A 24,467-nucleotide genomic window follows, 5' to 3' on the forward strand; every position below is an offset into this window, starting at 1 on the left:
ATGAAGTTATCTATCTATTTTAAAAAATTTTTTCAGAGCAGTCAGTCATCAGGTATTTTGCTTATTTCGTGTGTTGCATTAGCACTTATCATTGCCAACACAGGCTTAGGTGACTATTTTCAAAACTTTCTAAATACAAAAATAGGAGTAGAAAGCCTTCACCTTAATTATCCGATAAGCATTTGGATCAATGACGGTTTGATGTCGGTATTTTTTCTTTTGGTAGGATTAGAAATTAAAAGAGAATTGGTAGAAGGTGAGCTTTCTTCATTTAAAAATGCTTCTCTTCCGATCTTTGCTGCCATTGGAGGAATGCTCGTTCCTGCAATTATATACAGTCTTTTCAATAGCAGTACAGGATACAGCAAAGGTTGGGGAATTCCTATGGCAACCGATATAGCGTTTTCATTGGCAATTATTTCTATGCTTGGAAAGAGAGTTCCTTCATCGCTTAAAATATTTCTTGCTGCGTTGGCAATTGTTGATGATCTTGGAGCGATTCTGGTAATTGCTATTTTCTACACCGACGAAATACAGTGGATGAATCTCTGGCTATCTTTGGGAATTACTGTATTCTTGTTTACACTTAATTATCTAAAAGTTAAAAGAATTATTTTTTATATCATTCCCGGAATATTTCTCTGGTATTATCTGCATCATTCAGGTATTCATGCGACCATTGCAGGAGTTTTACTGGCATTCAGCATTCCTACGAATGTTTCCAACATTAAAATTTCTCCTTTAGAAAAATTAGAGCGTTCTCTGCATTTTCCGGTAAGCTTTATTATCATGCCTATTTTTGCGTTGACTAATACCAATATAACATTCAAAAGCGGAATGACAGATGGTTTATTCAGCAGTTTAGGATTAGGAATTATCTGCGGACTCGTTTTAGGTAAACTGATCGGCATCAATCTTCTTTCTTTTATTGCGGTTAAACTAAAAATCAGTTCACTCCCGCATAACAGTTCGTGGAGTCAGATGATGGGGGTAGGTCTTTTGGCAGGAATAGGATTTACGATGTCAATCTTTATTGCTTTACTTTCATTTAAACACCAGATTGATATTCAGGACGAAGCTAAATTTGCGATATTAATTGCCTCTTTTCTGGCAGCAATTTTAGGATATTTTATTTTGAGCAGATCAAAAAATATTGAGGAGGACGAAGATTAGTTTTTGTAGGTTTTAAAATTTATAAAATTGCATTGCTTTATGTTTCAAGGGATTTGTACTCCACTCTTCCCATTCTCCGGTATATGGATTATAACCACATTTTAAAGGTTTTGAAGTATCTAATCCATCTGCATTTCCCTGAATTCTTTCTGTGTAAGCTCTGCAATCTGTACAAATATATCTGAATTCACAATCTTTACAAACTTCAATACTGTCTTTTGTAAGATTCCAATATTTTTTAAAGTCTTGTTGGTTTACTGCTTGTTCTAATGTTGTGTCTTTTATGTTACCAAAACTTTGTGACATAGATGGGCAATTTTTTATATTACCATCTTTGTCAATTGCAATCTTTTTATGAAGACAAGAGTTGTAGAGGAGAGACTCTGTGAAAAGTTTGATATTTGAAGAAAAATATTCAGGAGTTATAATGCCGCAACATTTTTCATTATCAACATTGGTTTTTGTATAAATTATATTCGCTTCTGTTTCTGTTACAGGTAAAAATTCATTTTCTTTGCTATTAGTTATAATCAAATAAGAAACTCTAGGATGTTTTCCAGTTAGTTTTTCTAAATTTTCTTTTGTTGTTTCTTTGGAACAAGGTAAAAGAAAACCTATAGAATATGTAATATATTGCTTTTCTTCAATATATCTAAGATATTTTTCCAATTTTTTCAAATAAGTTTTATCATAAAAACGTATTTCTAGAAATTTGCAATTCAACCTTTCTAGCTTATCAAATGCTTTAAAAATATCATAATTTGAATTTATATCTCTGTCAAGTATTGCGTTGGATATTTCAAAAGGATAATCATATTCTAAATTCATTTTTGGATACCATTTCGGTGTATCTGTAAAAAAAACATATTCTTGTTCAAATAAAAACTCAAAATACTCGTCAATTATATCGTCGTATTTATTTTTGTAATATGCCTTTATTTCATTAATACTTTTCTTTCCATCAAATTGTTTAAGAATTTGGTATAAATCATTAGTGATTACATCAAAAGTATTTCTATGTAAATCACAAATAATACTTTGTGTTGCTCCTTTTACAGCAATACAGTTTGTGTATAGCTTTATAACTTCTTTACTCATCAAAATTTATTATTTTAGAAATAGAACGATGGAAATGTTGAGTAGTTTTAATATTTGCATTTATGCTTTTTACTTTGATGGATCTTACTTCATTTTTCGTGTTTAATGATTTTTTCTCTAGACTTTGATATATTATTGGTAAGTATTTTATATTTTTTATTAGGGGGTTCATTTTTTTGAAATATGATTAGCAATTTTTTTTTCTATGTAGTAATTACAATAAGCAGAAACCCATTCAAATTGTCCTTGTGGATTTATTTCAAGGAAAACAAATTCATTTCTGGGTGTCATTATTAAGTCTATAGAACAAGAGTTGATTTTTTTTATTTTTATAAATTTCTTCAGTTTATTTTCAATCTCTTTGGGCAATTTAAAAGGAGTATTTCTATTAGGTTTTTCATAATTATAATTTCTAAAATCTATTTCAGTCTTTTTGTCATTTTGTGAAAAAATAGCCATAGAAAAAAATAGACCTTCAAAATAGAAAACTCTAATTTCTATTTTTTTTCCTATATATTGCTGGAATAGAGAAGTTGCGAAAGCTTCATTTAGGTTATCAATTTGATCTTGTGATACAATAACTGTTTTATTAGAGCTATACTCTTTATCATCATAAAAAACTTTAGGATAAAGAGTAATAGATTTGGTAATGATCAGTTTGTGCTTGCTGAAAAAAGAGGATAAATCTTTTTTAACATTGGTTATTATTGAATCTGGAATATTTAGCCCTACTTTTTGCGCCAAAAACAAATCATAAATTTTATTTGATTGGCGCTCTTCTTCATAATCCCCAATATATTTTGACTCTTCTTTATGAATCCTTTCATAGGCTTTTGCTAAACTATCTCGGTCTTTTTGCAAAAAATAAAGCAATTGATAATCATCAATAGCATCGGGAATTGTATTTACACTTCCTCTTCTGTCCCATATTTTAAGCTTATTGTTTATAGTCTTAACCGTAAAAGTAACAGGATAAAAATCGTCGTCATTGATTCTGTTGAAATGTATTTTTTTTCCTAAAAGATACTCACATACCGTATTGGAGACTGCATCATTGGCTTGGGTAATTATATTAATCGTGTTTTCTTTCATATCCCTTTGGTAGATTTTTTATCTCATTTAATATAGCTTGTTGCCATATCATCGGAAGAAAATATTTTTTTCGCAGAGCATCTACATTTTTTATATCTTTTATAGGTTTAAATTCAGTGTATTTATTATCACTAATCAACTCCATAATTGTTATTTTTTTTTCTTCATACAGCTTTTGTCCTTCCTGTGAAGTCTGCGTTTTAAGTCCAAATGTTGTTGCATTTTCTTTTATGACTCCATCATGATCGTCTATTAAATATCCTAATTGCATAGGTTTTAAATTCTTATTTTTTATAGCAACTTCATAATGAGATACTATTTTGGTGTAGATGCTATCATTATAACGACTACTGTGGAATAAGATAACGTCAAGATTATTGAGCTTTTCATAGCCAATAGTCTTAGAGGTAGGAAAACCGTATTTGTCTATTTGCTGTGCTATCCTTTTGTAATTAGACATATCTGTTTCTTTCAGAAAGTCTGTTTCAACTTTTAATTTTGAAAATGATGGATTAGTTCGTATATATTGATCCAGATAATGAGATTCGGTTATTATATTAATAAACTCTTGATTGCTGTTTACAATAAATTTTTTCAATCCCTTGTTGTATGCTTTGTAAAATTTTTCTTTAGACATAGCCTTCAATATCAATGAGTCTTTGGTTAGTATATATTTTATAGGATAATTTATTTCACCCAATTCTCTTATCAATTTCAGAGCTGATTTCTTTTTATCGTTTTTCAGATATATATTTAATACTGTTCTCTTATTCAAATCTGACAAAGGCTCTTTTATGTCTTGAAGAATATCATACGCTTCTTTGTAATTATTTTGTTTAATCGCTAAATCTATAGCAATCATAGATTCATAATATTCTTGTTGTGCCTGATTGAATGTAAAAATCACAATACATACAAATAGATACCATTTTTTTATCATTTTATCATTTTTTAAAAGTTAGGAACAAAAAGATTAGCCTTGTCATTACTAAATGACGAGACTAATCTCTTTTAAAGAAAAACTATACTAAATTTTAGTAAATAGAGTCAGTTAGTTTAGGGCAAACTGTTGTTATATCTTTCCTAAAATATTCATTTCCGTTATCGTCATAATGTATAACATCTGTAATAACACATTTCCCTTCTACTCTTTCAGTCATTTGGGTACTACCTGCACCTCTAAATTTTGATAGATCTTTAATCTCTCTGTTTTTAAGATTTTCTAACTTTTTCATGAATAATAAATAATTAAATTTGTTATGTGCCATTATTGGCACTTCAAAGTTAAAAAATGTTGATTTGTAAAAATAAAAATGTATTGCAAATTAATTGCATTTTTTTGCATATAATTTTATACAAATATGTACATTTGTAAAAACACATTTACTAATGGTAAAAGAAAAACTTCGTAAACTACGCATAGATAAAGGTATTTCACAAAAAGAAATAGCAACTTGCCTACCAACAGATGTTTCTAACTATAACAGAAAAGAGTTAGGAGAAGTAAAAATTACGAAACAAGAATGGGAGAAAATTTCAGCTTTTTTAGCCGTACCAATAGAGGAAATTTATGAGGCTGATTCTGAGAAAAAAACTTCTTTAAAATACAAAAATCCTATATTCAACGACAATTCAATAAGCGTACAATATGTCGAAATAATGCCCTCTTTAGTAGAAAATTTACAGCAATTCATCACCATGTTGCAAGAAGAAAATGCACAATTACGCAAAGAACTAAGCGGTCTTAAAAATAGGTGGTCTGAAGAAGACCACTCTTCTTTTTGAAAATAAGCGTTTGTAAAAAATCATCACATTTTTCACTTAAATCACAAACCTAACAAGTTTTAAAAACCTGTTAGTTTTTTTCATTCAAACATCAGATTGATATTCAGATGAAGCTAAATTTGCGATATTAATTGCCTCTTTTCTGGCAGCAATTTTAGGATATTTTATTTTGAGCAGATCAAAAAATATTGAGGAAGACGATGATGAAGAGATGGAATTGGCTCAAAACTGATTTTAAAGCATGCTAAAGATGTTAAAAATTATACAGAAATAATAATAATTTGGATATTTAAAAACGATGATATGAATCTTATTTCTGATGATGAGCTGACCAATCTACTTTTACAAAAAAGCATTAAAGACTGGGGCGAGACTGTTAATTTTGTAAAAAACATTCCCTATGGCAGAAATTTAAACAGACATGATTTATCTTTAGTTTTAAAAGAAAATACAGGAACCTGCAGCTCAAAACATGCTTTTTTACTAAAAGTTGCTCAACTTAATAATATTGAGAATGTGAAACTCATTTTAGGAATGTACAAAATGAATCATCTGAATACTCCTAAAATTGGAAATGTATTACAGGATCATCATTTAGATTTTATTCCGGAAGCCCATTGTTACTTAATGATAAACAAGCAAAGATTTGATTTTACCACTCAGAATTCTAATATCAACGACCTCAAAAAGTACATTATTCAGGAAATTGAAATTGAACCTGAGCAGGTAAATATTTTTAAAGTTGAATACCATCAGAATTTTATAAAAGACTGGCTAGAAAAAAGTAAAATAGCCAAAAGTTTTGATGAAATATGGGAAATTCGGGAAAAATGTATAAGAAATCTGCATGAGTAATTACTATTTTTCTCTCCTATGCTCTTCATCGCTTTCCAGATTTGGCTCGGTAGTTTCGGCGTGATAACTTTTCGTCTTTCTTTTGATCTCATCTGAGAGAAGTTTTTCTATTCTCAGTTTGCGGAGTGCCATATTCAGCTCATTTCCGAAGAGAAGAAGATAAACATTTACATTGATCCAGATCATCAGCAAAATCATACTTCCAATAGAGCCATACAATACGTTGTATCTCGCCACATTTTTTACATAAAGAGTAAAAAGATAAGTAGTGAGAATAAATAAAACAGTTGTAAGAATCGCTCCCGGAATCGCCTGTCGGAATCTTGCAATCTTCACTGTTCCTAACCAGTAAAATAAAGTTAAAAGTAAAAAGAAAAATATGGGAAATGAAACAAAACCAATCAGCTTGGAAAGGTTTTTCACAAACCATGACAAATCATAAGCCGGCTTAAATTGTTTGAGAACAACTTCAGTATAATAGACTCCAAATAAACATAGAAAAACAACACTTACAAAGCCTATCGTAATAAAGAATGAAAGAATAAATTCTTTGACATCCGGCAATTTTTCCTTAGAATTTTCATTAAAGCCGCTGATGATAGAAAAAGTTCCGTTCGTGGCAAAAACCAAAGCAATAAGTATGGTCAAATTACTTATTCCCTTCATATTAGGAATGATATTTTCCTGAATATATCCTCTGACATCTCCCTCAATATTAGATGGAAAAATATTACTCATCAAAACCTCAAAAATATAAAACTGAAGTTTATCATAATGCGGCATATAGGGCAAGACGGAAAGCAGAAACAGAAGAAACGGAAAAAGACTCAGGGTAAAACTCCAGGAGATTGCAGCTGCCTTCTTCCCTATTTTTCCTTTAAAAACTCCCGCAAAATAAATCTGAAACAGCTGCCAAAGTGATATTCCGAGTACAGGAATATGCAAATCATCAAGAAACTCTTGAATTTTCAGGATAAATTTAGGAATTTTTATAGCCATAAAGTATATTTGTGTTTAGCAAATATAAGAAATGCGAATCAGTTTAGTTTGTATCGGTAAAACAGATGATAAAGAAATTACCTCTTTGATCAAATATTACCTTACCCGGCTTCCAAAACACTGGAATTTTGAAATCACAGAAATTCCTGATATCAAAAATGCCAAAAATCTTACTCCCAATCTTCTCAAAAAGGAAGAAGGGAAAATGTTTCTCAGCCAAATGGATAAAAATGACTGGGTTATTCTTCTTGATGAAAAAGGAAAACAGTACACCAGCAGAGAGTTTTCGCAAAAAATAGATCAGTGGATGAATTCATCCGTCAAGAAAATTCATATTTTAATTGGTGGTGCATACGGATTTTCAGACGAAATTTACAGCAGAGCCAACGAAAAAATGTCATTATCCAAAATGACATTTACGCATCAGATGATCCGATTATTTATTGTGGAACAGCTTTACCGTGCGGATCAGATTTTACAGGGAAAACCCTATCACAATGATTAATTATTTTGTAGTTACAAAAATTAGTTCTTTAATCCCTTTTTCTTTGTATTTCTTTTTTACAGAATCATTCATCAAAACCTTTACGTTTTTTACATCATTTTCTTTTAACTCTTTAAGGTCACTTAATGAACTTTCAACTTTGTTAATTAAAATTAAAGTTGTTGATTTTAATTCAGGAGATGTTTCATGCCTCTTAATTGTTTCTTGTAATAATGAACTGGTTTGAATCTCAAGATCGTTTTTGGCTTTCTGAGCAAAAAAATTGTTAGAATTTGCCAAAGTCATTACAACGGTTGCTGATAAAATAAATTTGGAAAGTATATTCATAATTTAAATAAATCTATAATTAGTGATTTTCAAATATACAAAATCTATACGATAATCATTAAAGCTTATTATTTAACATATCTGATGATTGAATTTCTTTTCTGTGAATTAAACTTTCAGACTAAGCTGTCTTTTGGCTTCACCAACAACAAAAGCAACAGAATTGGCTATGTTGAAGCTTCTGATAAGTGTAGACATCGGAATCGTTAAATGATTATCAAAACGGTCTAAAACATCTTTACTTAAACCCACGCTTTCCTTTCCGAAAACAAGCCAGTCACCATCCTGAAAATCATTTTCAAGGTAAGATTTTTCAGCATGAGAACTAAACAAGAATACTCTTGATAAGTCGGGAATTGTCGCGATCCATTCGTCTACATTTTTGTATTCTGTAACGTCCAGATGAACCCAGTAATCTAAACCTGAACGCTTTAAATTTTTATCATCAATTAAAAATCCGAAAGGATGAATGAGATGAAGCCTGCTTTCGGTTCCCACACATAATCTGCCTATATTTCCGGTATTGTTTGGGATTTCCGGCTCGACCAGAACGATGTTTAACATGAATGTTTTTAAATGATTAATACTAATTTAAACAATTATTTTTTAGAGCATTTAGCCTCATATTCCAGTAAAAGAACTTTCTCATAGCCTGTTGCAGCGGCTTTTTGCAGATTACTGCAAGCTTCTTTGTCTTTTCCAGTATCAAACAAAATGGCAGCTTTCGTTACGTATGACTGAGAAAATTTTGGGTCGATAACTATGGCTTTATTAATATCTGCGAGAGCTTCTTTTGTTTTTTTCATTTTCAGATATACATCTGCTCTTCCGTTATATAAAAGAGATTCCGGTTTTTCGGTAAGAAGCTGATTATAATCTTTCAACGCACCGTCCAGATCTCCATTATTTTTCTTGAGATTTGCCAAGCCTGTTCTTGCGAAAATATTATCGGGAGCAAAAGTAAGAATATGCTTCAAATCTTCCATTGCCAGATCTTTTTTACCTAAATTATTGTAAATTTTGGAACGGGTGAGATACAATTCGGCATTTTCAGGCTCAATTTGGATACCGGTATTAATATATTCCAGCGCCTTTGTTCTGTTGCCTTTCTGATTGTGAAGTGATGCCAGATTTTCGTATACCGAAACAGATTTCGGATCAGATTTTAGTGCGGACTCATAAGATTTAAAAGCCTGTATTGTTTTTCCTAATCTGCGTTGGGAAGTTCCCAGGAGATTGTAATATTCAGATTGATATCTTTGGATATATTCTGTTAAAACTAATTTTGAATATTGTTCTTCTGCACATTGATAATCAGCTTTTTTAAAGCATTCTTCTGCTATTTTTTTATCCTGTGCATCAATAAAATGCAGAGTGAACAAAGCTAAAGTGAAAAATAGTAGTTGTTTTTTCATACGCCAGATTTTGTTGTTATTTTAAAAGCTAAGTTACTATTTTCTTTGATAGGAAACTCTTATCAGCTTTTTAAAACTGTTTGTTTGCTCATCACTTTTTTTACCAAAAGAGAAAAGATTAACCCGAATATAATTCCTGCAACCGCGCCAACAAGTATATCCATCGGGAAATGCACGCCCAAATAAATACGGCTGTAAGATACCACTATTGCCCAGACAAAAAGGAAATAAGGAAACCATCTTAATTTATCCTTTAAAAGAAAACTAAGATAAGTTGCGAGAAAGAATGTATTGGATGCATGGGCAGAATAAAAACCGTAAGGTCCTCCGCATTTTACAATTCTCATAAAACTTTGCAGGGAAGGATCATTACATGGTCTCAGTCTTGCAACGCCATACTTGAAAATTCCGGAAACCTGATCTGAAACAGTAATCCCGATTGCTGCAAAAACCAAAACATACAAAAGCTGTTTTAGCTTGAAGTTTTTGTATAAAAAATATAAAAAAATAACGTAAAGCGGAATCCATATCCATTTATCAGAAACAATAATCCAAAACTGATCAAATGGTGTATCGCCTAAATTGTTTAGGAAAAGGAAAAGATTTTTATCTTCCTGAATAATTTCATCCATTACTATCTGCTTACAGGACCTTCATATGTTTCGTCATCTGCCGGCTTTGCTTTAGGCTCTTGAGATGCAGAGTCTGACGGACTTTTCAAGATATTTTCTTCTACATTCTGCATAGGATTAAAATCTTTGGCAGCGTCTTTTACTTTTTCTATCTCACGTTTTATTTCAGAAACAGGATTATCAGTTTCTTTCAAAATTTCCGTTTTGATATCTTCTACGGCTCCGCGCATTTTTCTCACACCAGAACCCAAATCGCGGGCTATCTGCGGAAGTTTGTCGGGACCAAACAAAACTACTATTGCGATGGCAACAAGTGCCATTTCTCCAATGCTTAATTCCATAGGGCTAAATTACAAAAGATTATACATAAAAATTATATTATAATGTATTTTTAAACAAATTTTAAGACTTCTTTTTTTGAAAGGCATAATATGTTATTACAACACTTACAGACATCATAATGAATGCCAGAAAAAAGGGAGCTCCCGGAAATTTGACAACAGCATTTTTTTCACTGTAATGATAAAAAAGATACGTCATCAACGGAGGACCTATACAAGAAGTGACGCTCATCAAACCGGTAAGTGCACCCTGAAGTTCTCCCTGTTCTGTTGCCACAACATTTTTACTGATTACCGACTGTAAAGAAGGTCCGCAGATTCCTCCCAGACAATACGGAATCAGAATAGCAAACATCATCCATCCTTTTGTAGCAAAAGCAAACAGCAACATTCCTAAGGCATACAATGACAGACCGATGTAGATACTTTTATTCTCACCAAATTTTGGTGTTGTCCATCGTATTAAAACGCCCTGAACCAAGGCTATTAAAATACCAATCACTCCTAAAGAAATCCCAACCATAAGCTCATCCCATCCAAAAACAGCCATTGTATAATAGTTCCAGTTGGTCTGCACTGCATGTCCTGCAATATATACGAGAAAAAGTGAAACAATGAGTCCGGAAAGTTCAGGATGTTTTAAAATAAATTTAAATGAACCTATAGGATTGGCTCTTTTCCAGTCAAAATCACGTCTTTTATCTTTGTCTAAACTTTCAGGAAGAATAAAATAACCGTAGAAAAAATTAAGTAAACATAAAGCTGCCGCCGCATAAAACGGAATTCTAGGACCAAAATATCCTAAACCACCGCCCAAAAGAGGTCCGATGATAAATCCTAAACCAAATGCAGCACCAATCATTCCGAAGTTTTTTGCACGGTCTTCATCTGTAGAAATATCGGCGATATATGCACTTGCTGTAGTAAAGCTTGCTCCTGTGATTCCCGCAATTATTCGTCCTAAAAAAAGAAGCATGATATTGGGAGCCAGAGCAAGAAATATATAATCTACAGCAAATCCGAAAAGTGATATTAAAATCACCGGTCTTCTTCCGTATTTATCGCTCAGATTGCCGATAACCGGAGCAAAGATAAATTGTGCGAAAGCATATACAAAACCGAGCCATCCTCCATATTTTGCAGCTTCGTTTACAGTTCCGTGTATGAGTTCTTCAATAAGTTTCGGGATTACAGGAATAATAATTCCCAACCCGATAATATCTATTAAAAGGGTTACGAAAATAAAACCTATTGCTGCTTTCTTTTTTGATTTTTCCATTGCGGATGCAAAATTACTTAATATTGTCTAGTTTAATATTAAGTGTGTTTCTAAATTTATTTGTTTCGTCAATAATAAGTTCCCATCGTTACAGCCAACAGCTAAAAAAAAGAGCCTTCCTGTTGGAAAGCCCTTTGTTATTTAATGTAGTTAAATTTATTTTGAAGCGGGAACTTCTTTGTTGGTAGTAGTTCTTCCGTGTACTTCTTCTTCTTTTCCTGTTTTCAGGAAATCGTAAGCAATTGCAGAAGCAATGAATACTGATGAATAGGCTCCAAAACCAATACCGATCAATAAAGCAAACATAAATCCTCTTAAATTGTCTCCACCGAAGATGAAAATCGCAAGAATTACCAACAATACAGTAAAGGTTGTATTGAATGTTCTTCCTAAAGTACTTGAAATTGAGTCATCAAAAAGTCCAGCCAAAGTTGAAGACTTCTTTTCTCTCAGATATTCTCTAATTCTGTCGAAAATAATTACCGTATCATTAATAGAGTAACCTAATACCGTAAGTATTGCAGCTACAAAATCCTGATTGATTTCCATATTGAAAGGCATAAATCTGTGAAGTAAAGAATACGCTCCCAGGATAATTACTGCATCGTGGAACAAAGCGATAACCGCACCTAAAGAAAACTGCCATTTTCTAAATCTAAACAAGATATAAATGAAGATACCTCCCAATGCAGCAACAACTGCCAAAATACCATGACTCTTGATATCATCAGCAACTGTAGGACCTACCTTTTCTGACGAAACAATCCCTGTATTTCCTTTATCTGCGCTCTTGAAATCTGCCAAGGTAGTTGATGAGGATAAGTCTCCTTTCAATCCTTCAAATAATTTCTGCTCAACAGTTTGATCTGCTCTCAAAGATTCGTCATTGATAAGATAATCTGTCGAAATTTTCAATTGATTGTCATTACCAAAAGTTTTTACTTCAACTGAAGAGTTCTTACCATCTTCTGTTTTGAAAAACGGAACCAATTTTCGTTCAATATCCTCTGCATTTACCGGCTTATCGAATCGTACCACATAATTTCTACCACCAGTGAAATCAATTCCATATCTAAAGCCATTTGTAAAAATTGAAATTAAGCTGATAATTGTTAAAACTAATGAAACAGTATAAGCGATTTTTCTCTTTCCGATAAAATCGATCCATGTATTTCTGAATAGATTTTTGGTAGGTGCTGTCCAGACAGACAGACCTTTTCCTTTTTCCAATCTTGAGAAAATCATCACTCTTGATAATGCTACAGAAGTAAACAAAGTCATCACAACACCAATCATCAACGTCAATGCAAAACCTTTGATAGGTCCTGTTCCGAAGAAGAATAATACTACTGCTGTTAATAAAGTCGTAAGGTGACCATCAATAATTGCATTTAAAGCATGTTTGAAACCATCTTTATAAGCTTCGAAGATACTTTTGCCAGCAAAGAGCTCTTCTTTTGTCCTTTCGTAAATAATAACATTGGTATCTACTGCCATTGCCATAGTAAGCACTATACCCGCAATACCAGGAAGCGTCAGTGTAAAGTCTCCGGAATCCATAATTCCGAAAATGTAGAATAAGTTGATGATCATTGCAATTACTGCATAAACACCTGCTCCTCCATAGTAGAAAATGATATAAACAATAATAATTAAGAAAGCGATAGCAAACGAAACAACTCCGGCATCAATAGATTCTTGTCCTAAAGACGGACCAACCTGTGTTGCCTGAACTACTTTTGCTCCTGCCGGAAGTTTACCTGCTCCTAAAACATCTACTAGTTCTTTTGCCTCATCCTGAGAAAAATTCCCTGAGATCTGAGTTCTTCCGTTAGGAATTGCACCGACAACATTCGGTGCAGTATATACTCTGTTGTCCAAAGTTACAGCAACTGGCTTTCCTACATTTTTCTCAGTAAGTGTTTTCCAGTCTTTTGCACCTTTAGAATCCATCTGCATATCTACAACTACTCTTCCTAATTCATCATAACTGATGTTGGCGGTTTCTACTGCACCGTCTACAGGTGCTTTCTGAGTGATATTTCCTCTGATAGCGTACAAAACAAGACTATTTTTGTCTGTAGCTTCTGGTTTATATCCCCACATAAATTGGGTATACTTAATATTTGCAGGTCTTGCAGACTGCGCTACTTTACTGTTCAGAATTTTATTTACCGTTGCAGTGTCGGATAATTTTACACTTGCAACACCATTGGTTTTAAGTTTGTCTAACTGCAAAAGATTCATGAAGTTTACATTTTTTGCAACTCCCATAGAATCTCCTTTTGCGGCAATTGTTGTGGTAATGGTCTGGAAATAAGGTGCCACTTCCGGAATCTGCTGTATTTCCCAGAACTGAAGTTTTGCAGAAGTCTGAAGCATTTTCTTTACCTTATCAATATCCTTCATTCCCGGCATTTCTACAGAAATTCTGGCTGTACCAGGAACTCTCTGTACATTGGGCTGAATGGCACCCAACTTATCAATTCTGGTTCTGATAACTTCAAAAGCAGTACCTACAGAAAGGTCAATTCTCTTTTTAACGATGCTTTTAACCTGATCATCCGTTGTATTGAATTTGATTTCAGAAAGATTGGTATTTCCGAAAATCTCGGGATCAGCAAGTTTAAGGTTGGTTCCTTTTGCCTTATTGACTGCATCAAATTCAACAAAGAAATTATCTATGTACGATTTTGAAGAGTTTTTTTGTACTTCATCTGTTCTGTTTAATGCTTCAATAAGAACAGGATTGGTAGAATAATTGGTTAAATCATTTACCAAATCTCTCTGATTGATCTCTAAAAGCACATTGATACCTCCTTTCAGGTCAAGACCAAGTTTCATTTCTTTGTCTTTCGCTTTAGAGTAATAAAGATCTGTAAAGCCTAGATGAAGAGTATCTTCTTTTAATCGTTTGATCTCTTTCTCGTTCCCGTTCGCAGCTTCAATCTGCGATTCAATTTTGCTTGCGTACCAGGTCGGCAATAGCTCATTTAAGCATATTAGCCCTAATACAATAGCAACAATTGTAATAAGTCCTTTTCCTTGCATTTTGTTATAACTACGTTAAATTAAGTCGGCAAATATAATGATTTTATTGATATTTTATGAATTTTTAACGGTAGAAATCGTTTATTTTCAGATATATTCAGGAATATTTTTGACTAAATGTGAAAGTATTTTTCATGTTTGAATAAAACTTAATTTATATTTCATTTAAAATTATCAATTCTGGAAACTTTATTGATGACAATAATAAAGTGCAGGAAACAAAAATTGCTCAGATGCAAGTCTAAGCAATCATATTTATATAAAATTCAAATATATTTTAAACCTTTCTAAATAGTCATGGAAAAAATCCTTGTTTCCGGCTTATTTCTCATCATTCTGAGATCAAAAACCATCGCAACATTTCTGGTAAAAGCTCTGCCTTTTTCTGTAATTTTTATCTGATTTCCATTAATTTCCACTAATTCATCCCGCTGCATTTCATCCAGCATTGCAAAAGCATTTTGAAGCTCGGGAATGGCATGAATGTCCTGAAATGTTGTTTCCAACTGACACATCAGATTTAAAATATTTCTTCTGATCAGCAAATCTTCATCATTAAGAATATGACCTTTCACCACAGGAATCTCTCCTTCTTCAACCATTTTCTGATACTCTTCTACCGTTTTTACATTCTGTGCAAAAGCATACCAGGAATCTGAAATAGAAGACATACCCAAACCTACCATCAACTGGGTGTTGCTGGAAGTATAGCCCATAAAATTTCTGTGTAGTTTTTTATGAATTAAAGACTGATAGAGATCATCATGTTCCAGTGAAAAATGATCCATCCCCACTTCAATATATCCGAGTTCCTGTAAAAGTTTTTTACCGTCTTCATATAAACGGCGTTTTTCTTCTCCGCTCGGGAGGTCATTTTCATCAAAACCACGCTGTCCCACGCCTTTTACCCATGGAACATGAGCGTAAGAATAGAATGCAAGGCGGTCTGGCTTCAGTTCTAAGGTTTTGCGAATGGTATATTCCATGGCATCCCAATGCTGATGAGGAAGTCCGAAAACCAGATCATGACTCACTCCTGTGTATCCGATTTCTCTTGCCATTTCGGTAACTTCTTTTACTTTCTCAAAAGGCTGAATTCTGTTGATGGCTTTCTGTACTTTCAAATCATAATCCTGAACTCCAAAACTCGCTCTTCGGAAACCAAGATCATACAAAGTCTGCAAATGTTCTCTTGTGGTATTATTCGGATGTCCTTCAAATGAAAACTCAGGTTTTTCTGAAATTTCAACAGTTTCAAAAATTCCCTCCAGTAAAGTTTTTAAATTTTGGGGAGAAAAAAAAGTGGGAGTTCCACCTCCTAAATGAAGTTCTTTCAGTTTTGGTTTCTCATTAAACAGCTGAAGATAAAGCGTCCATTCTTTCAAAACACTTTCCAGATAAGGAATTTCTACGCTATGCTGCTTTGTAATTCTTTTGTGACATGCACAAAACGTACATAATGCTTCACAAAAAGGCAGGTGGATATAGATTGAAATCCCTTCTTCCGAATTACTTTCTTTAAATGATCTTATGACGCTTGATTTCCATTCTTCACGGGAAAAAGTAGATTCGTCCCAATAAGGGACTGTAGGATAAGAGGTATATCGAGGACCGGGAATATTATATTTATCAACTAATGAACTCATGCAGAATTAAAAATAAATGATTAAATGAATTAAAAAAAATCATCATGCAAAATTAACCAATACTTCTGAAATAAAGACTATGAATCCGTATGAGTTTGAACATCTAAAATTTAAGTTTCATTATAGAAATTTTATCTTTTCCTGCAAAAGCGATGGTATTTTTATCAATCCAACGGCAGACATAAAACCCTTTTTCATCTGAAATTTTTTTCCATGTTTTGCCATAGTCTGATGAATAACTGATGTGCTGATCTCCAACAGAGATGATTTCTTTACCTTTTGATCCCGGTTTTATTTTCACGCAAGTCGTGTAACCTGCATTATTTCCTGATGCCTGAATTTGCCATGTTTCGCCTCCATTTTTTGTTGTCGCAATATTATTGATATTAGCTTCTTGTTTTGTATAGTCGCCACCTACAGCAATTCCGAAGTTTTCATCGGCAAAATCTATTGAATAGATACCTTGAGATTCTGAATCCTGAATAAATCCCGTTTCAAAAACTTCTGCATATTGAGATACTAAATTAAATTTAAAAATTCTTGCTGAACCACCCCCTGTTCCTAGCCATAGATATTTTTTATAAGATGCTAAATTGGTATTACTGGCTGCAAAAGCAGCCTCACCCTCGTTCATCATTAATTTCCCGTTCCGGGAGATAAAGCTGGATGGTTTATAACTGTTCTTTTTAGGAAAAATTTCCAGCAATTTCAATTTTAAACTTTCATCAGTATCACTAAATGAAAAAGCCAAGTCATCATTTACAAAGTGTAAAGCATCATAAAAAGCTGTTTTCGTTGCATCTGTATAAATAATTTCAGAAGTAAGTCTTTTTTTATTAATCTTGAAAAAATAAGCCGGACTTTCAATAGTAACAGCATAAAATGATGTTTTATCCTGAGCCAGAGTTCTCAATTGAAGTTTCTTTTCAGAAAGCCTGATCTGTTTTTGGTTCTGTGTTTTTTTTAAATCAACATACCCGAATTTAGAATCTGTTCCGCTATACCAAATTTTGTTATCATGTAGTTCAATAGCTCTGATGCTTATTTTATCATTGAATATATTGGTAAAACTTTCAATTTGTTGAGCAAAAAAGAGATTAGAGCCAATAAATAAAGTGAGTATAAATAATCTTTTCATTAGTAAAGTGATTAACAAAAAATCCTATCATAAAGATAGGATTTAATATATATTATTCTGAATTTATTCGTTGTTAAGTTTTGAATGTTTTTTACCATAAAAGAAATAAATCAGTAATCCCAAACCTAGCCAAATACCCAGTCGCTCCCAGCTTTCTATCGGCAAACCAGCCATTAATGCTACACAAATAATAATTCCTAAAACAGGAATCAGCGGCACTAACGGAACACGGAATCCTCTTACAGCATCCGGATTGCTTTTTCTCATCATCATAACACCTACACAAACAAGTGCAAAAGCAAATAATGTTCCTATACTTACCATATGACCAAGATCTGAAACCGGCACAAAACCAGCAAAAATACTTACAAAAACCATAAAGATAAGATTGGTTTTCCATGGAGTTTTATTTTTCTTGTGCAGCTCACTAAAAGTTTTTGGTAAAAGACCATCAATACTCATGCTGTAAAACACACGGCTTTGTCCCATTAACATAACAAGCATTACCGAAGTATAACCCGCAATAATAGCAATGGTAAGCGAAGAATTAAGGAATGTGTATCCTGTTTTTGCAAATGCTGTCGTTACCGGACTTGCATCACCTTTAAAGTTCAAATAATTTTCTAATCCTGTCAGTACAAATGCAAACAAAACGTATAGTAAAGTACATATCACTAGTGAACCTATGATACCGATAGGCATACCTTTTTGCGGATTTTTAGCCTCTTGTGCAGCAGTAGAAACCGCATCAAATCCAATAAAAGCAAAGAATACCACTCCCGCTCCTCTTAAAATACCGCTCCATCCGTAATGTCCGAAATAATCGCTTCCGAAAAACTCCATAAAAGACATTTTTCCTGAACTCATCAATACTTCACCTTCATTAGTCGGAATAAAAGGGGTATGATTCGCAGAATCTATAAAGCCCCATCCCAATGCGATAAAAACAAGAACAACGGTTACTTTTAAAATTACCAGAATATTATTAAGAAGAGCCGACTCTTTCGTTCCTCTTATTAAAAGTAATGACAATAGACAGACAATAAGAATTGCGGGTAAATTTACAATTCCGCTTACTTCATCCCAAGGACTGTGAAGTAATGATGGTGGCAAATCTACTCCGACAGAATGCAAAAATTTTGCGACATACTGTGACCAGCTTACCGCTACTGTTGCTGCTCCTAAAGCATATTCTAGTACTAAGTCCCAACCAATGATCCAGGCTATGAACTCTCCCATTGTGGCATAAGAATAAGTATAGGCACTTCCCGCAACAGGAATCATTGATGCAAATTCTGCATAGCACAAACCAGCAAATGCACAGCCTACAGCTGCTAAGATAAAAGAATAAACTACAGCAGGACCAGCATTATCTGCCGCTGCAATTCCTGTAAGAGAAAAAAGACCGGCACCAATTATTGCTCCAATTCCTAGTGCAACCAGAGAAGTGGCAGAAAGTGATCTTTTTAAACCTTTTTCACTATCATCGGCATGCGCCAAAAGTTGCTTTAGTGGTTTTGTTTTCCAAATATTAGACATATTTTTTCATTATTAAAGATTTACGAAAATATAAAAAATTTAGAGATATTAACATTTAATCGTTGATTTTCGTGAATTAATTTAATTTAAAAATTATAAAAAACTGATTTACACCCCTTTCATACCATTTTTTATGATCTGTTTTTTTATTTAATTTTTAAACTGCAAATTGATATGATTTCTTGATAAAAACTTTATGAAATTCTAAACGCTATGCAAATATTACTTGAAATTGCAGATAATTTTGAATTTTTTCAATTAAAAATATTTGTTATTCCGTCGGGCTTATTTTGCAATATATCTTTATATAATAGCATGAGATAGGTATTGTATATCATCTCTATTTTAATTCGGTTCAATATTTGGTATTTATTGTTACGGGAATTATAGAATTCTTGTCTGGAAAAATAGTTATACTAATAAAAGAACGATACAGTTATGAAAAATATTATAAAAATAGTTTTAGGATTGGGTCTTACCGTAAGTCTCACAGCATGCTCTGCATACAATAATAGTTATGCATCTTATGGAGAACCTTATTATGATAATGGTTACTACTATGCACCTCCCGGATATTACGGAACCGGCGGATACTACGGGAATGATGGTTATTATTACCGCAACGACATGAGATATTATTATGACAGCGGAATTCCTTATTATTATGGAAACAACAGAACCAGAATATATCTTGAGCGGCAAAACTCAAATGCTCCGCGACAGAACAGTGGTTTCAGAAATGTACCTAATAACAATAATCCGAGAAACAATACCAACAACAACGGATTTAGAAATCCAAACAGAAACACGAGGGGCAACAGTGGTTACAGAAATCAAGCTCCGCAGAGAAATACACAACAGCCATCACGTGACAACAATGGAAATGGTTTCAGAAACAGCAATTCAGGAGGAAACAGAACTGAAGCACCACAAAATAATAGCAAAAATAATCAAAATGGTGGATTCAGAAGATAAACATCCATTGAATAAAATAATAAACGGGCAGATTTACTGTTCGTTTTTTCATATAAAATAAAGTAATTTTGCAGGATTTTTATTAATTATTAACAAAAATTTCAATTGTAATGGAATTCTACAAATATCAGGGAACCGGAAACGATTTTATAATGATCGACAACCGGGATCTACAGTTTCCTAAAGATCAAAATATCATCGCAAAACTTTGTGACAGAAGATTTGGGATTGGCGCAGACGGTCTTATTCTTCTGGAAAACGAAGACCGCTATGACTTTAAAATGGTTTATTATAATTCGGATGGCGGAGAAAGCACCATGTGCGGAAACGGAGGCAGATGTCTGGTTGCATTTGCTTTCTTTCTGGATATTTTTGAGGAAAAATGCACATTTACTGCTATTGACGGAGAACATGAAGCCGAAATACACAATGGAGTTGTCAAACTAAAAATGATTGATGTTGAAAACATTTCTTATGACGGAGAAGACTCTGTTTTGAATACGGGATCGCCCCACTATGTAAAATATGTTGAAGACATTGCCAATTATAATGTTTTTGCAGAAGGAAAAAAGATCAGAAACTCTAAAAATTACAGTGAAAAAGGCATTAATGTCAACTTTATAGAAAAAATTTCTGATAACGAAATATTTGTAAGAACCTATGAACGAGGCGTTGAGGATGAAACGTACAGTTGCGGAACAGGAGTTACAGCTTCTGCTTTAACTTTTCTGCAAAAAAACAATCTAAACTCAATCAAAGTAAAAACTATAGGTGGTAATCTGAAGGTTTATGCTGAGAAAAATGCCGGAAAATTTCATAAAATATGGCTTGAAGGTCCCGCGAAGCAGATTTTCAGGGGCAAAATTGACCTTATTTAATTTTTACTTAAAACTATTAATCTTATTTCAGAAATGAAAAAAGCTATTCTTATCATTTTCCTTTTAATTCTTGCTGTTGCAGGATTTTTTGGTTTTAAATTTTATAAAAAATATTATGGCAGCAATGTAGCAAAAGAAGGATATGTACTCATCCCTCACGGAGCCAATTTAAAACAGATTTTAGATTCTGCAAGCCAATATATTGACAACAAAGAGTCTTTTGAAGAAGTAGCAAAAGACAAGAATATGGATAATTACTTTAAACCCGGTCGTTATCATTTTCAGAAAGGAGCCAGCAATACTTCTTTAGTCAATATGATAAAGGCAGGTAATCAGACAGCGAACTCTTTCAGAATCGGTGATTTTGGAGATGTCTACCAGATGCTTGGAAAAGTGAGCCGAAAAACAGAGCTTGATTCTTTAAAATTTGTAAATGATTTGAATAAGATTGCTTCCCAAAAAGGTTATAAAAATGCAGAAGATCTTAAAAAATATTTTTTTATTGATACTTATCAATTTTTCTGGACGGTGACTCCGCAAGAGTTTTTCACAAAATTTGATGATCAGTACCAAAAATTCTGGAACGACGAAAGAAAATCGAAAGAACAACAGTCGAGATTAACGAGAGATCAAATCTATGCTCTGGCTTCTATAGTGTATAAGGAATCTGGAGGAAAACCAGACGAAATGAAAACCATTGCAGGTCTTTATCTTAACCGTTACAAAAAAGACATGAAACTGCAGTCTGATCCTACCGTAATCTACGCCATCAATAAGCAGACAAATTTTAAAGAACCTATAAAAAGAGTTTTTTATAAGCACCTTACAACACCATCACCTTATAATACTTACGCCAATAAAGGAATCCCACCAGGACCGATCTGTGTTGTTGATAAAAATTCTGTAGACGCTGTTCTGAATGCGGAGAACAACAATTATATTTTTATGTGTGCAGATCCGGCAAGATTAGGATATCACAAATTTACTGCAAGCGCAGAAGAGCATGCAGTGAATGCAAAAGCATATCAGGAATGGCTCAATTCTAAAAATATTAAATAATAAAAATATTTAACTTTATTTAACCATTTTGAAATTAACATTTACCATTAATAAACGACATATAAATTATAAACATTAAATAAACCATGAAATTGGCTCAATTTATGTTTTGATCAAAAATTTAATCATAAAGCATTATTGTTACAATTTCATAAAAAAAATATCTATGAATCAAACGGAAATAATCAGTATTTTCACCAGGAAAACCTTAGGTCTTACTTTTGTGCTTTCAGCAGCAGCTTTAGCATTTGCTCAGGAAAAAGTCGGAATCTCTGGAACAGTTGTAGACAAGAGCAATCAACCGGTACCTTATGCTTCAGTAACTTTCAGTCACAAGCAGAACAAACTTTTCAGTGATGCTACTCTTACTGATGAAAAAGGTAATTATAAACTAGATCTTACTCCGGGAAATTACGACATTTCAGTTGAAGCTATAGATTATAAAAAAAGCATCATCAATAAGCAGATCAGTAAACCCGGAAATATTGGAGCTCTTTCTATTGAAGCAGAATCTACTGCCACAAATGTAAAAACTCAGGACATTCAGGGCGTAACAATTACGGCTACAACAAAGCCATATAAAGTAGAATTGGATAAAAGAACCTATGATCCTTCTCAGGATATCGTAAGCAAAGGAGGAAATTTGCAGGATGTTTTATCTAATGTACCTTCTGTTTCTGTTGATACAGACGGAACGGTTTCTATGAGAGGAAGCTCTAATGTACGCTTCTTAATCAATGGTAAACCATCTGCACTTTTAGGAATTGATGACGGAGCCAATGCTTTGCAAAGTATTCCGGCAGATCAGATCGAAAGAATTGAAGTCATTACCAATCCTTCATCCAAATTTGAAGCGAGCGGAACCGCAGGTATTTTGAATATTATTTTAAAAAAATCGAAGAAAACAGGTTTTAACGGTAGTGTGATTGGAACTTTGGGCTATTTACCCCAAACAAATTTAAACACCAATTTAAGCTGGAGAAAGGGAAATCTTATATGGTTTCTAAATGGCGGCGGCGGTTATCGAGAATCCAAGAATACCAACAGAAACAATGCTGTATTCTTTGGTGCTGTTTTAGATGATGACAGGATATCAACAGACCAGGAATCTATTACAGATAATAAAAACAGCAACTACAACGCTTCTTCCGGGATTGTTTACGACATTTCAGAAAAAACTTCTATAAATGCATCAGCGACTGTCAGAACTTTTGAAAGTGAAAATTTGGGTACCATAACTTATGATTATCGTTTTCTAAGAGATCCTGGTAGTTTTGCAAAAAGAGTAAACACCGGAGCAAATAACAATCTTGCTTTTCAGGGAGATTTAGGATTAGATCACAAATTTGATGATAATGGGCAAAATATTTCTCTTTCTCTTAGTTTACAGAGCAACAGATCATACAATGATACCGATGTAAACCAAACTACCGACAATTTGTTTAAACTACAGAATGTTATTAACCAGACAACAAGGAATAAAACATTGATTGGTAAAGCCGATTATGAACTTCCAATTGGCGAAAATGCGAAACTTGAGGCTGGCTACAGATTAGATATCAATCAGAATATTTATGATAATGATGTTTTAGAAAGAACTGTATCAAACCCTGAGTTCTATTTTTTGAATAACTTTACTTACAATGCATATTACAGGGAAATTTTCAATGCAGGATACGTTCAGTTTAAAAGTAAAATTGGCAAATTGGGTTATCAGCTTGGTTTGAGAAATGAATATTCGGATATTGATGTTAAATATTCAAACTTGGATTATTACACGTCTAATATTGATAATAATAAAAGATATAATAATATTTTTCCTACAGTATTTTTAAGTTATGAATTAGCAAAAGACAATCAATTCTTAATCAATTACTCAAGAAGAATCGACAGACCAAGATCATGGTTTCTTATTCCAAATCCCAGCTATTCTGATAACCAAAATATCTTTGAAGGAAACATTGACCTGAATCCTTCTTATGTGGATTCTTATGAATTTGGGTATAGTATCTCAAAAAGTAAACTGACCATCAATCCTACAATTTATTACAGGCACTCTAATGATGATGTAAAAATGCTGGTTTATTCAGACAAAGGAGTATTCAAGACAAAACCTATCAACTTAGGAACAGATGACCGTTACGGTTTGGATTTGAATTTCAGTTGGGATGCAACAAAATGGTTGAAATTCTTAGGAAATGTAGACTTATTCGGATACAAAACTACCGGAATTTACACCGATCCTGCAATTCTTAGCAAGCCTATGTCTTTTGAGGGATCAGGATTTTCTACAAGAGCAAGACTTACTTCAAGCTTTAAAGTTGACAAAACATTTAGTTTCCAGTTACAAGGCTTCTACAGAGGTCCGACGAAAACAGAAAACCAAACCAGAAAAGATATGTATGCGTTAAATTTTGGGGCATCAAAAACAATTTGGAAAGGCGATGGAACGATATCGTTCAATATTCAGGATATTTTTAATACCCGTGCTATGAGAAGTACTACCAATACTGCAGAATTTATACGAGATTCTTATATGCAGTGGCAGCCAAGACAGTTTGCTGTTTCCTTAACATACAGATTTAAGCAAGGAGAAAAAATTGAGCAGCCTAAACGTAAAAAGGATGTGAACTCAAATGCTTCCGGAGATGACCAGCAAGGTCCAATGTAAATGATTTAT

General features: G+C 33.1%; 23 protein-coding genes. 8 read left to right on the forward strand and 15 right to left on the reverse strand.

Annotation, left to right across the window (positions count from 1 at the left end):
• On the forward strand, window positions 1-1,173 hold the full coding sequence (nhaA, locus tag FOL89_RS10580) for a Na+/H+ antiporter NhaA (protein ID WP_144282771.1): 1,173 nt from the start codon (window positions 1-3) through the stop codon (window positions 1,171-1,173).
• Between the two features lie 12 nt (window positions 1,174-1,185).
• Here the strand turns inward: nhaA and gwsS are convergent, their stop codons facing one another.
• From gwsS to FOL89_RS10600, 4 genes are all read right to left on the reverse strand, one after another.
• Window positions 1,186-2,271, reverse strand: a complete 1,086-nt coding sequence (gene gwsS / locus FOL89_RS10585) for a grasp-with-spasm system SPASM domain peptide maturase (protein WP_089741342.1) — start codon at window positions 2,269-2,271, stop codon at window positions 1,186-1,188.
• A gap of 168 nt (window positions 2,272-2,439) precedes the next feature.
• The gene (locus FOL89_RS10590) at window positions 2,440-3,363 is read right to left on the reverse strand and encodes an ATP-grasp domain-containing protein (RefSeq protein ID WP_089741338.1); all 924 of its coding nucleotides are present in this window, start codon (window positions 3,361-3,363) and stop codon (window positions 2,440-2,442) included.
• Entirely contained in the window at window positions 3,344-4,303 is a 960-nt protein-coding gene (locus FOL89_RS10595) for a hypothetical protein (protein ID WP_089741336.1), read from the reverse strand. The genes FOL89_RS10590 and FOL89_RS10595 overlap by 20 nt, the downstream gene beginning before the upstream one ends.
• Window positions 4,304-4,397: 94 nt before the next feature.
• Window positions 4,398-4,598: a hypothetical protein gene (locus FOL89_RS10600; protein WP_143018981.1), complete on the reverse strand. Its 201-nt coding sequence runs from the start codon at window positions 4,596-4,598 to the stop codon at window positions 4,398-4,400.
• Window positions 4,599-4,752: 154 nt separating this feature from the next.
• On the opposite strand from FOL89_RS10600, the gene FOL89_RS10605 reads away from it, so the two are divergent.
• Window positions 4,753-5,148, forward strand: a complete 396-nt coding sequence (locus tag FOL89_RS10605; RefSeq protein ID WP_144282772.1) for a helix-turn-helix transcriptional regulator — start codon at window positions 4,753-4,755, stop codon at window positions 5,146-5,148.
• A 303-nt stretch (window positions 5,149-5,451) separates the two neighbouring features.
• A complete protein-coding gene (locus FOL89_RS10610; protein ID WP_144282773.1) occupies window positions 5,452-6,003 on the forward strand; it encodes a hypothetical protein in 552 nt (183 codons plus the stop codon).
• Window positions 6,004-6,006: 3 nt separating this feature from the next.
• Here the strand turns inward: FOL89_RS10610 and FOL89_RS10615 are convergent, their stop codons facing one another.
• The gene (locus tag FOL89_RS10615; protein ID WP_144282774.1) at window positions 6,007-7,002 is read right to left on the reverse strand and encodes a YihY/virulence factor BrkB family protein; all 996 of its coding nucleotides are present in this window, start codon (window positions 7,000-7,002) and stop codon (window positions 6,007-6,009) included.
• A gap of 31 nt (window positions 7,003-7,033) precedes the next feature.
• Between FOL89_RS10615 and FOL89_RS10620 the strand changes: the two genes are divergently transcribed.
• Window positions 7,034-7,507 carry a 23S rRNA (pseudouridine(1915)-N(3))-methyltransferase RlmH gene (locus tag FOL89_RS10620; RefSeq protein ID WP_144282775.1) on the forward strand — a complete coding sequence of 158 codons (474 nt, stop codon included), beginning with the start codon at window positions 7,034-7,036 and terminating at the stop codon, window positions 7,505-7,507.
• On the opposite strand, the gene FOL89_RS10625 is transcribed toward FOL89_RS10620, so the two are convergent.
• The 10 genes from FOL89_RS10625 to FOL89_RS10670 form a co-directional block, all read right to left on the reverse strand.
• Entirely contained in the window at window positions 7,508-7,792 is a 285-nt protein-coding gene (locus tag FOL89_RS10625) for a hypothetical protein (protein ID WP_144282776.1), read from the reverse strand.
• A 150-nt stretch (window positions 7,793-7,942) separates the two neighbouring features.
• Window positions 7,943-8,398, reverse strand: a complete 456-nt coding sequence (locus FOL89_RS10630; RefSeq protein ID WP_144282777.1) for a tRNA (cytidine(34)-2'-O)-methyltransferase — start codon at window positions 8,396-8,398, stop codon at window positions 7,943-7,945.
• A 35-nt stretch (window positions 8,399-8,433) separates the two neighbouring features.
• On the reverse strand, window positions 8,434-9,249 hold the full coding sequence (locus tag FOL89_RS10635) for a tetratricopeptide repeat protein (protein WP_144282778.1): 816 nt from the start codon (window positions 9,247-9,249) through the stop codon (window positions 8,434-8,436).
• Window positions 9,250-9,311: 62 nt separating this feature from the next.
• Window positions 9,312-9,881: a phosphatase PAP2 family protein gene (locus FOL89_RS10640; RefSeq protein ID WP_144282779.1), complete on the reverse strand. Its 570-nt coding sequence runs from the start codon at window positions 9,879-9,881 to the stop codon at window positions 9,312-9,314.
• Window positions 9,882-9,883: 2 nt separating this feature from the next.
• The gene (locus tag FOL89_RS10645; protein WP_144282780.1) at window positions 9,884-10,222 is read right to left on the reverse strand and encodes a Sec-independent protein translocase subunit TatA/TatB; all 339 of its coding nucleotides are present in this window, start codon (window positions 10,220-10,222) and stop codon (window positions 9,884-9,886) included.
• 61 nt (window positions 10,223-10,283) lie between these two features.
• Window positions 10,284-11,501, reverse strand: a complete 1,218-nt coding sequence (locus FOL89_RS10650; RefSeq protein WP_144282781.1) for a TCR/Tet family MFS transporter — start codon at window positions 11,499-11,501, stop codon at window positions 10,284-10,286.
• Window positions 11,502-11,657: 156 nt separating this feature from the next.
• A complete protein-coding gene (gene secD / locus FOL89_RS10655) occupies window positions 11,658-14,552 on the reverse strand; it encodes a protein translocase subunit SecD (protein ID WP_144282782.1) in 2,895 nt (964 codons plus the stop codon).
• A gap of 287 nt (window positions 14,553-14,839) precedes the next feature.
• On the reverse strand, window positions 14,840-16,198 hold the full coding sequence (gene hemN / locus FOL89_RS10660; protein ID WP_144282783.1) for an oxygen-independent coproporphyrinogen III oxidase: 1,359 nt from the start codon (window positions 16,196-16,198) through the stop codon (window positions 14,840-14,842).
• Between the two features lie 103 nt (window positions 16,199-16,301).
• Complete coding sequence (locus FOL89_RS10665; protein WP_144282784.1) at window positions 16,302-17,336, reverse strand: WD40/YVTN/BNR-like repeat-containing protein; 1,035 nt, start codon at window positions 17,334-17,336, stop codon at window positions 16,302-16,304.
• Window positions 17,337-17,399: 63 nt separating this feature from the next.
• A complete protein-coding gene (locus FOL89_RS10670) occupies window positions 17,400-18,875 on the reverse strand; it encodes an amino acid permease (RefSeq protein ID WP_185146966.1) in 1,476 nt (491 codons plus the stop codon).
• Window positions 18,876-19,313: 438 nt separating this feature from the next.
• Between FOL89_RS10670 and FOL89_RS10675 the strand changes: the two genes are divergently transcribed.
• The 4 genes from FOL89_RS10675 to FOL89_RS10690 all read left to right on the forward strand — a co-directional run bounded on the left by FOL89_RS10675 (window position 19,314) and on the right by FOL89_RS10690 (window position 24,458).
• Entirely contained in the window at window positions 19,314-19,850 is a 537-nt protein-coding gene (locus tag FOL89_RS10675; RefSeq protein WP_144282785.1) for a hypothetical protein, read from the forward strand.
• A gap of 110 nt (window positions 19,851-19,960) precedes the next feature.
• Window positions 19,961-20,728 (forward strand): diaminopimelate epimerase, encoded by a 768-nt coding sequence (gene dapF, locus FOL89_RS10680; RefSeq protein WP_144282786.1) that lies wholly within the window; start codon window positions 19,961-19,963, stop codon window positions 20,726-20,728.
• A gap of 33 nt (window positions 20,729-20,761) precedes the next feature.
• Window positions 20,762-21,787, forward strand: a complete 1,026-nt coding sequence (mltG, locus tag FOL89_RS10685; RefSeq protein ID WP_144282787.1) for an endolytic transglycosylase MltG — start codon at window positions 20,762-20,764, stop codon at window positions 21,785-21,787.
• Between the two features lie 166 nt (window positions 21,788-21,953).
• On the forward strand, window positions 21,954-24,458 hold the full coding sequence (locus FOL89_RS10690; RefSeq protein ID WP_144282788.1) for a TonB-dependent receptor domain-containing protein: 2,505 nt from the start codon (window positions 21,954-21,956) through the stop codon (window positions 24,456-24,458).
• Window positions 24,459-24,467: the final 9 nt, after the last annotated feature.

Source organism: Chryseobacterium echinoideorum, assembly GCF_007474535.1.
Lineage (GTDB): Bacteria > Bacteroidota > Bacteroidia > Flavobacteriales > Weeksellaceae > Chryseobacterium > Chryseobacterium echinoideorum.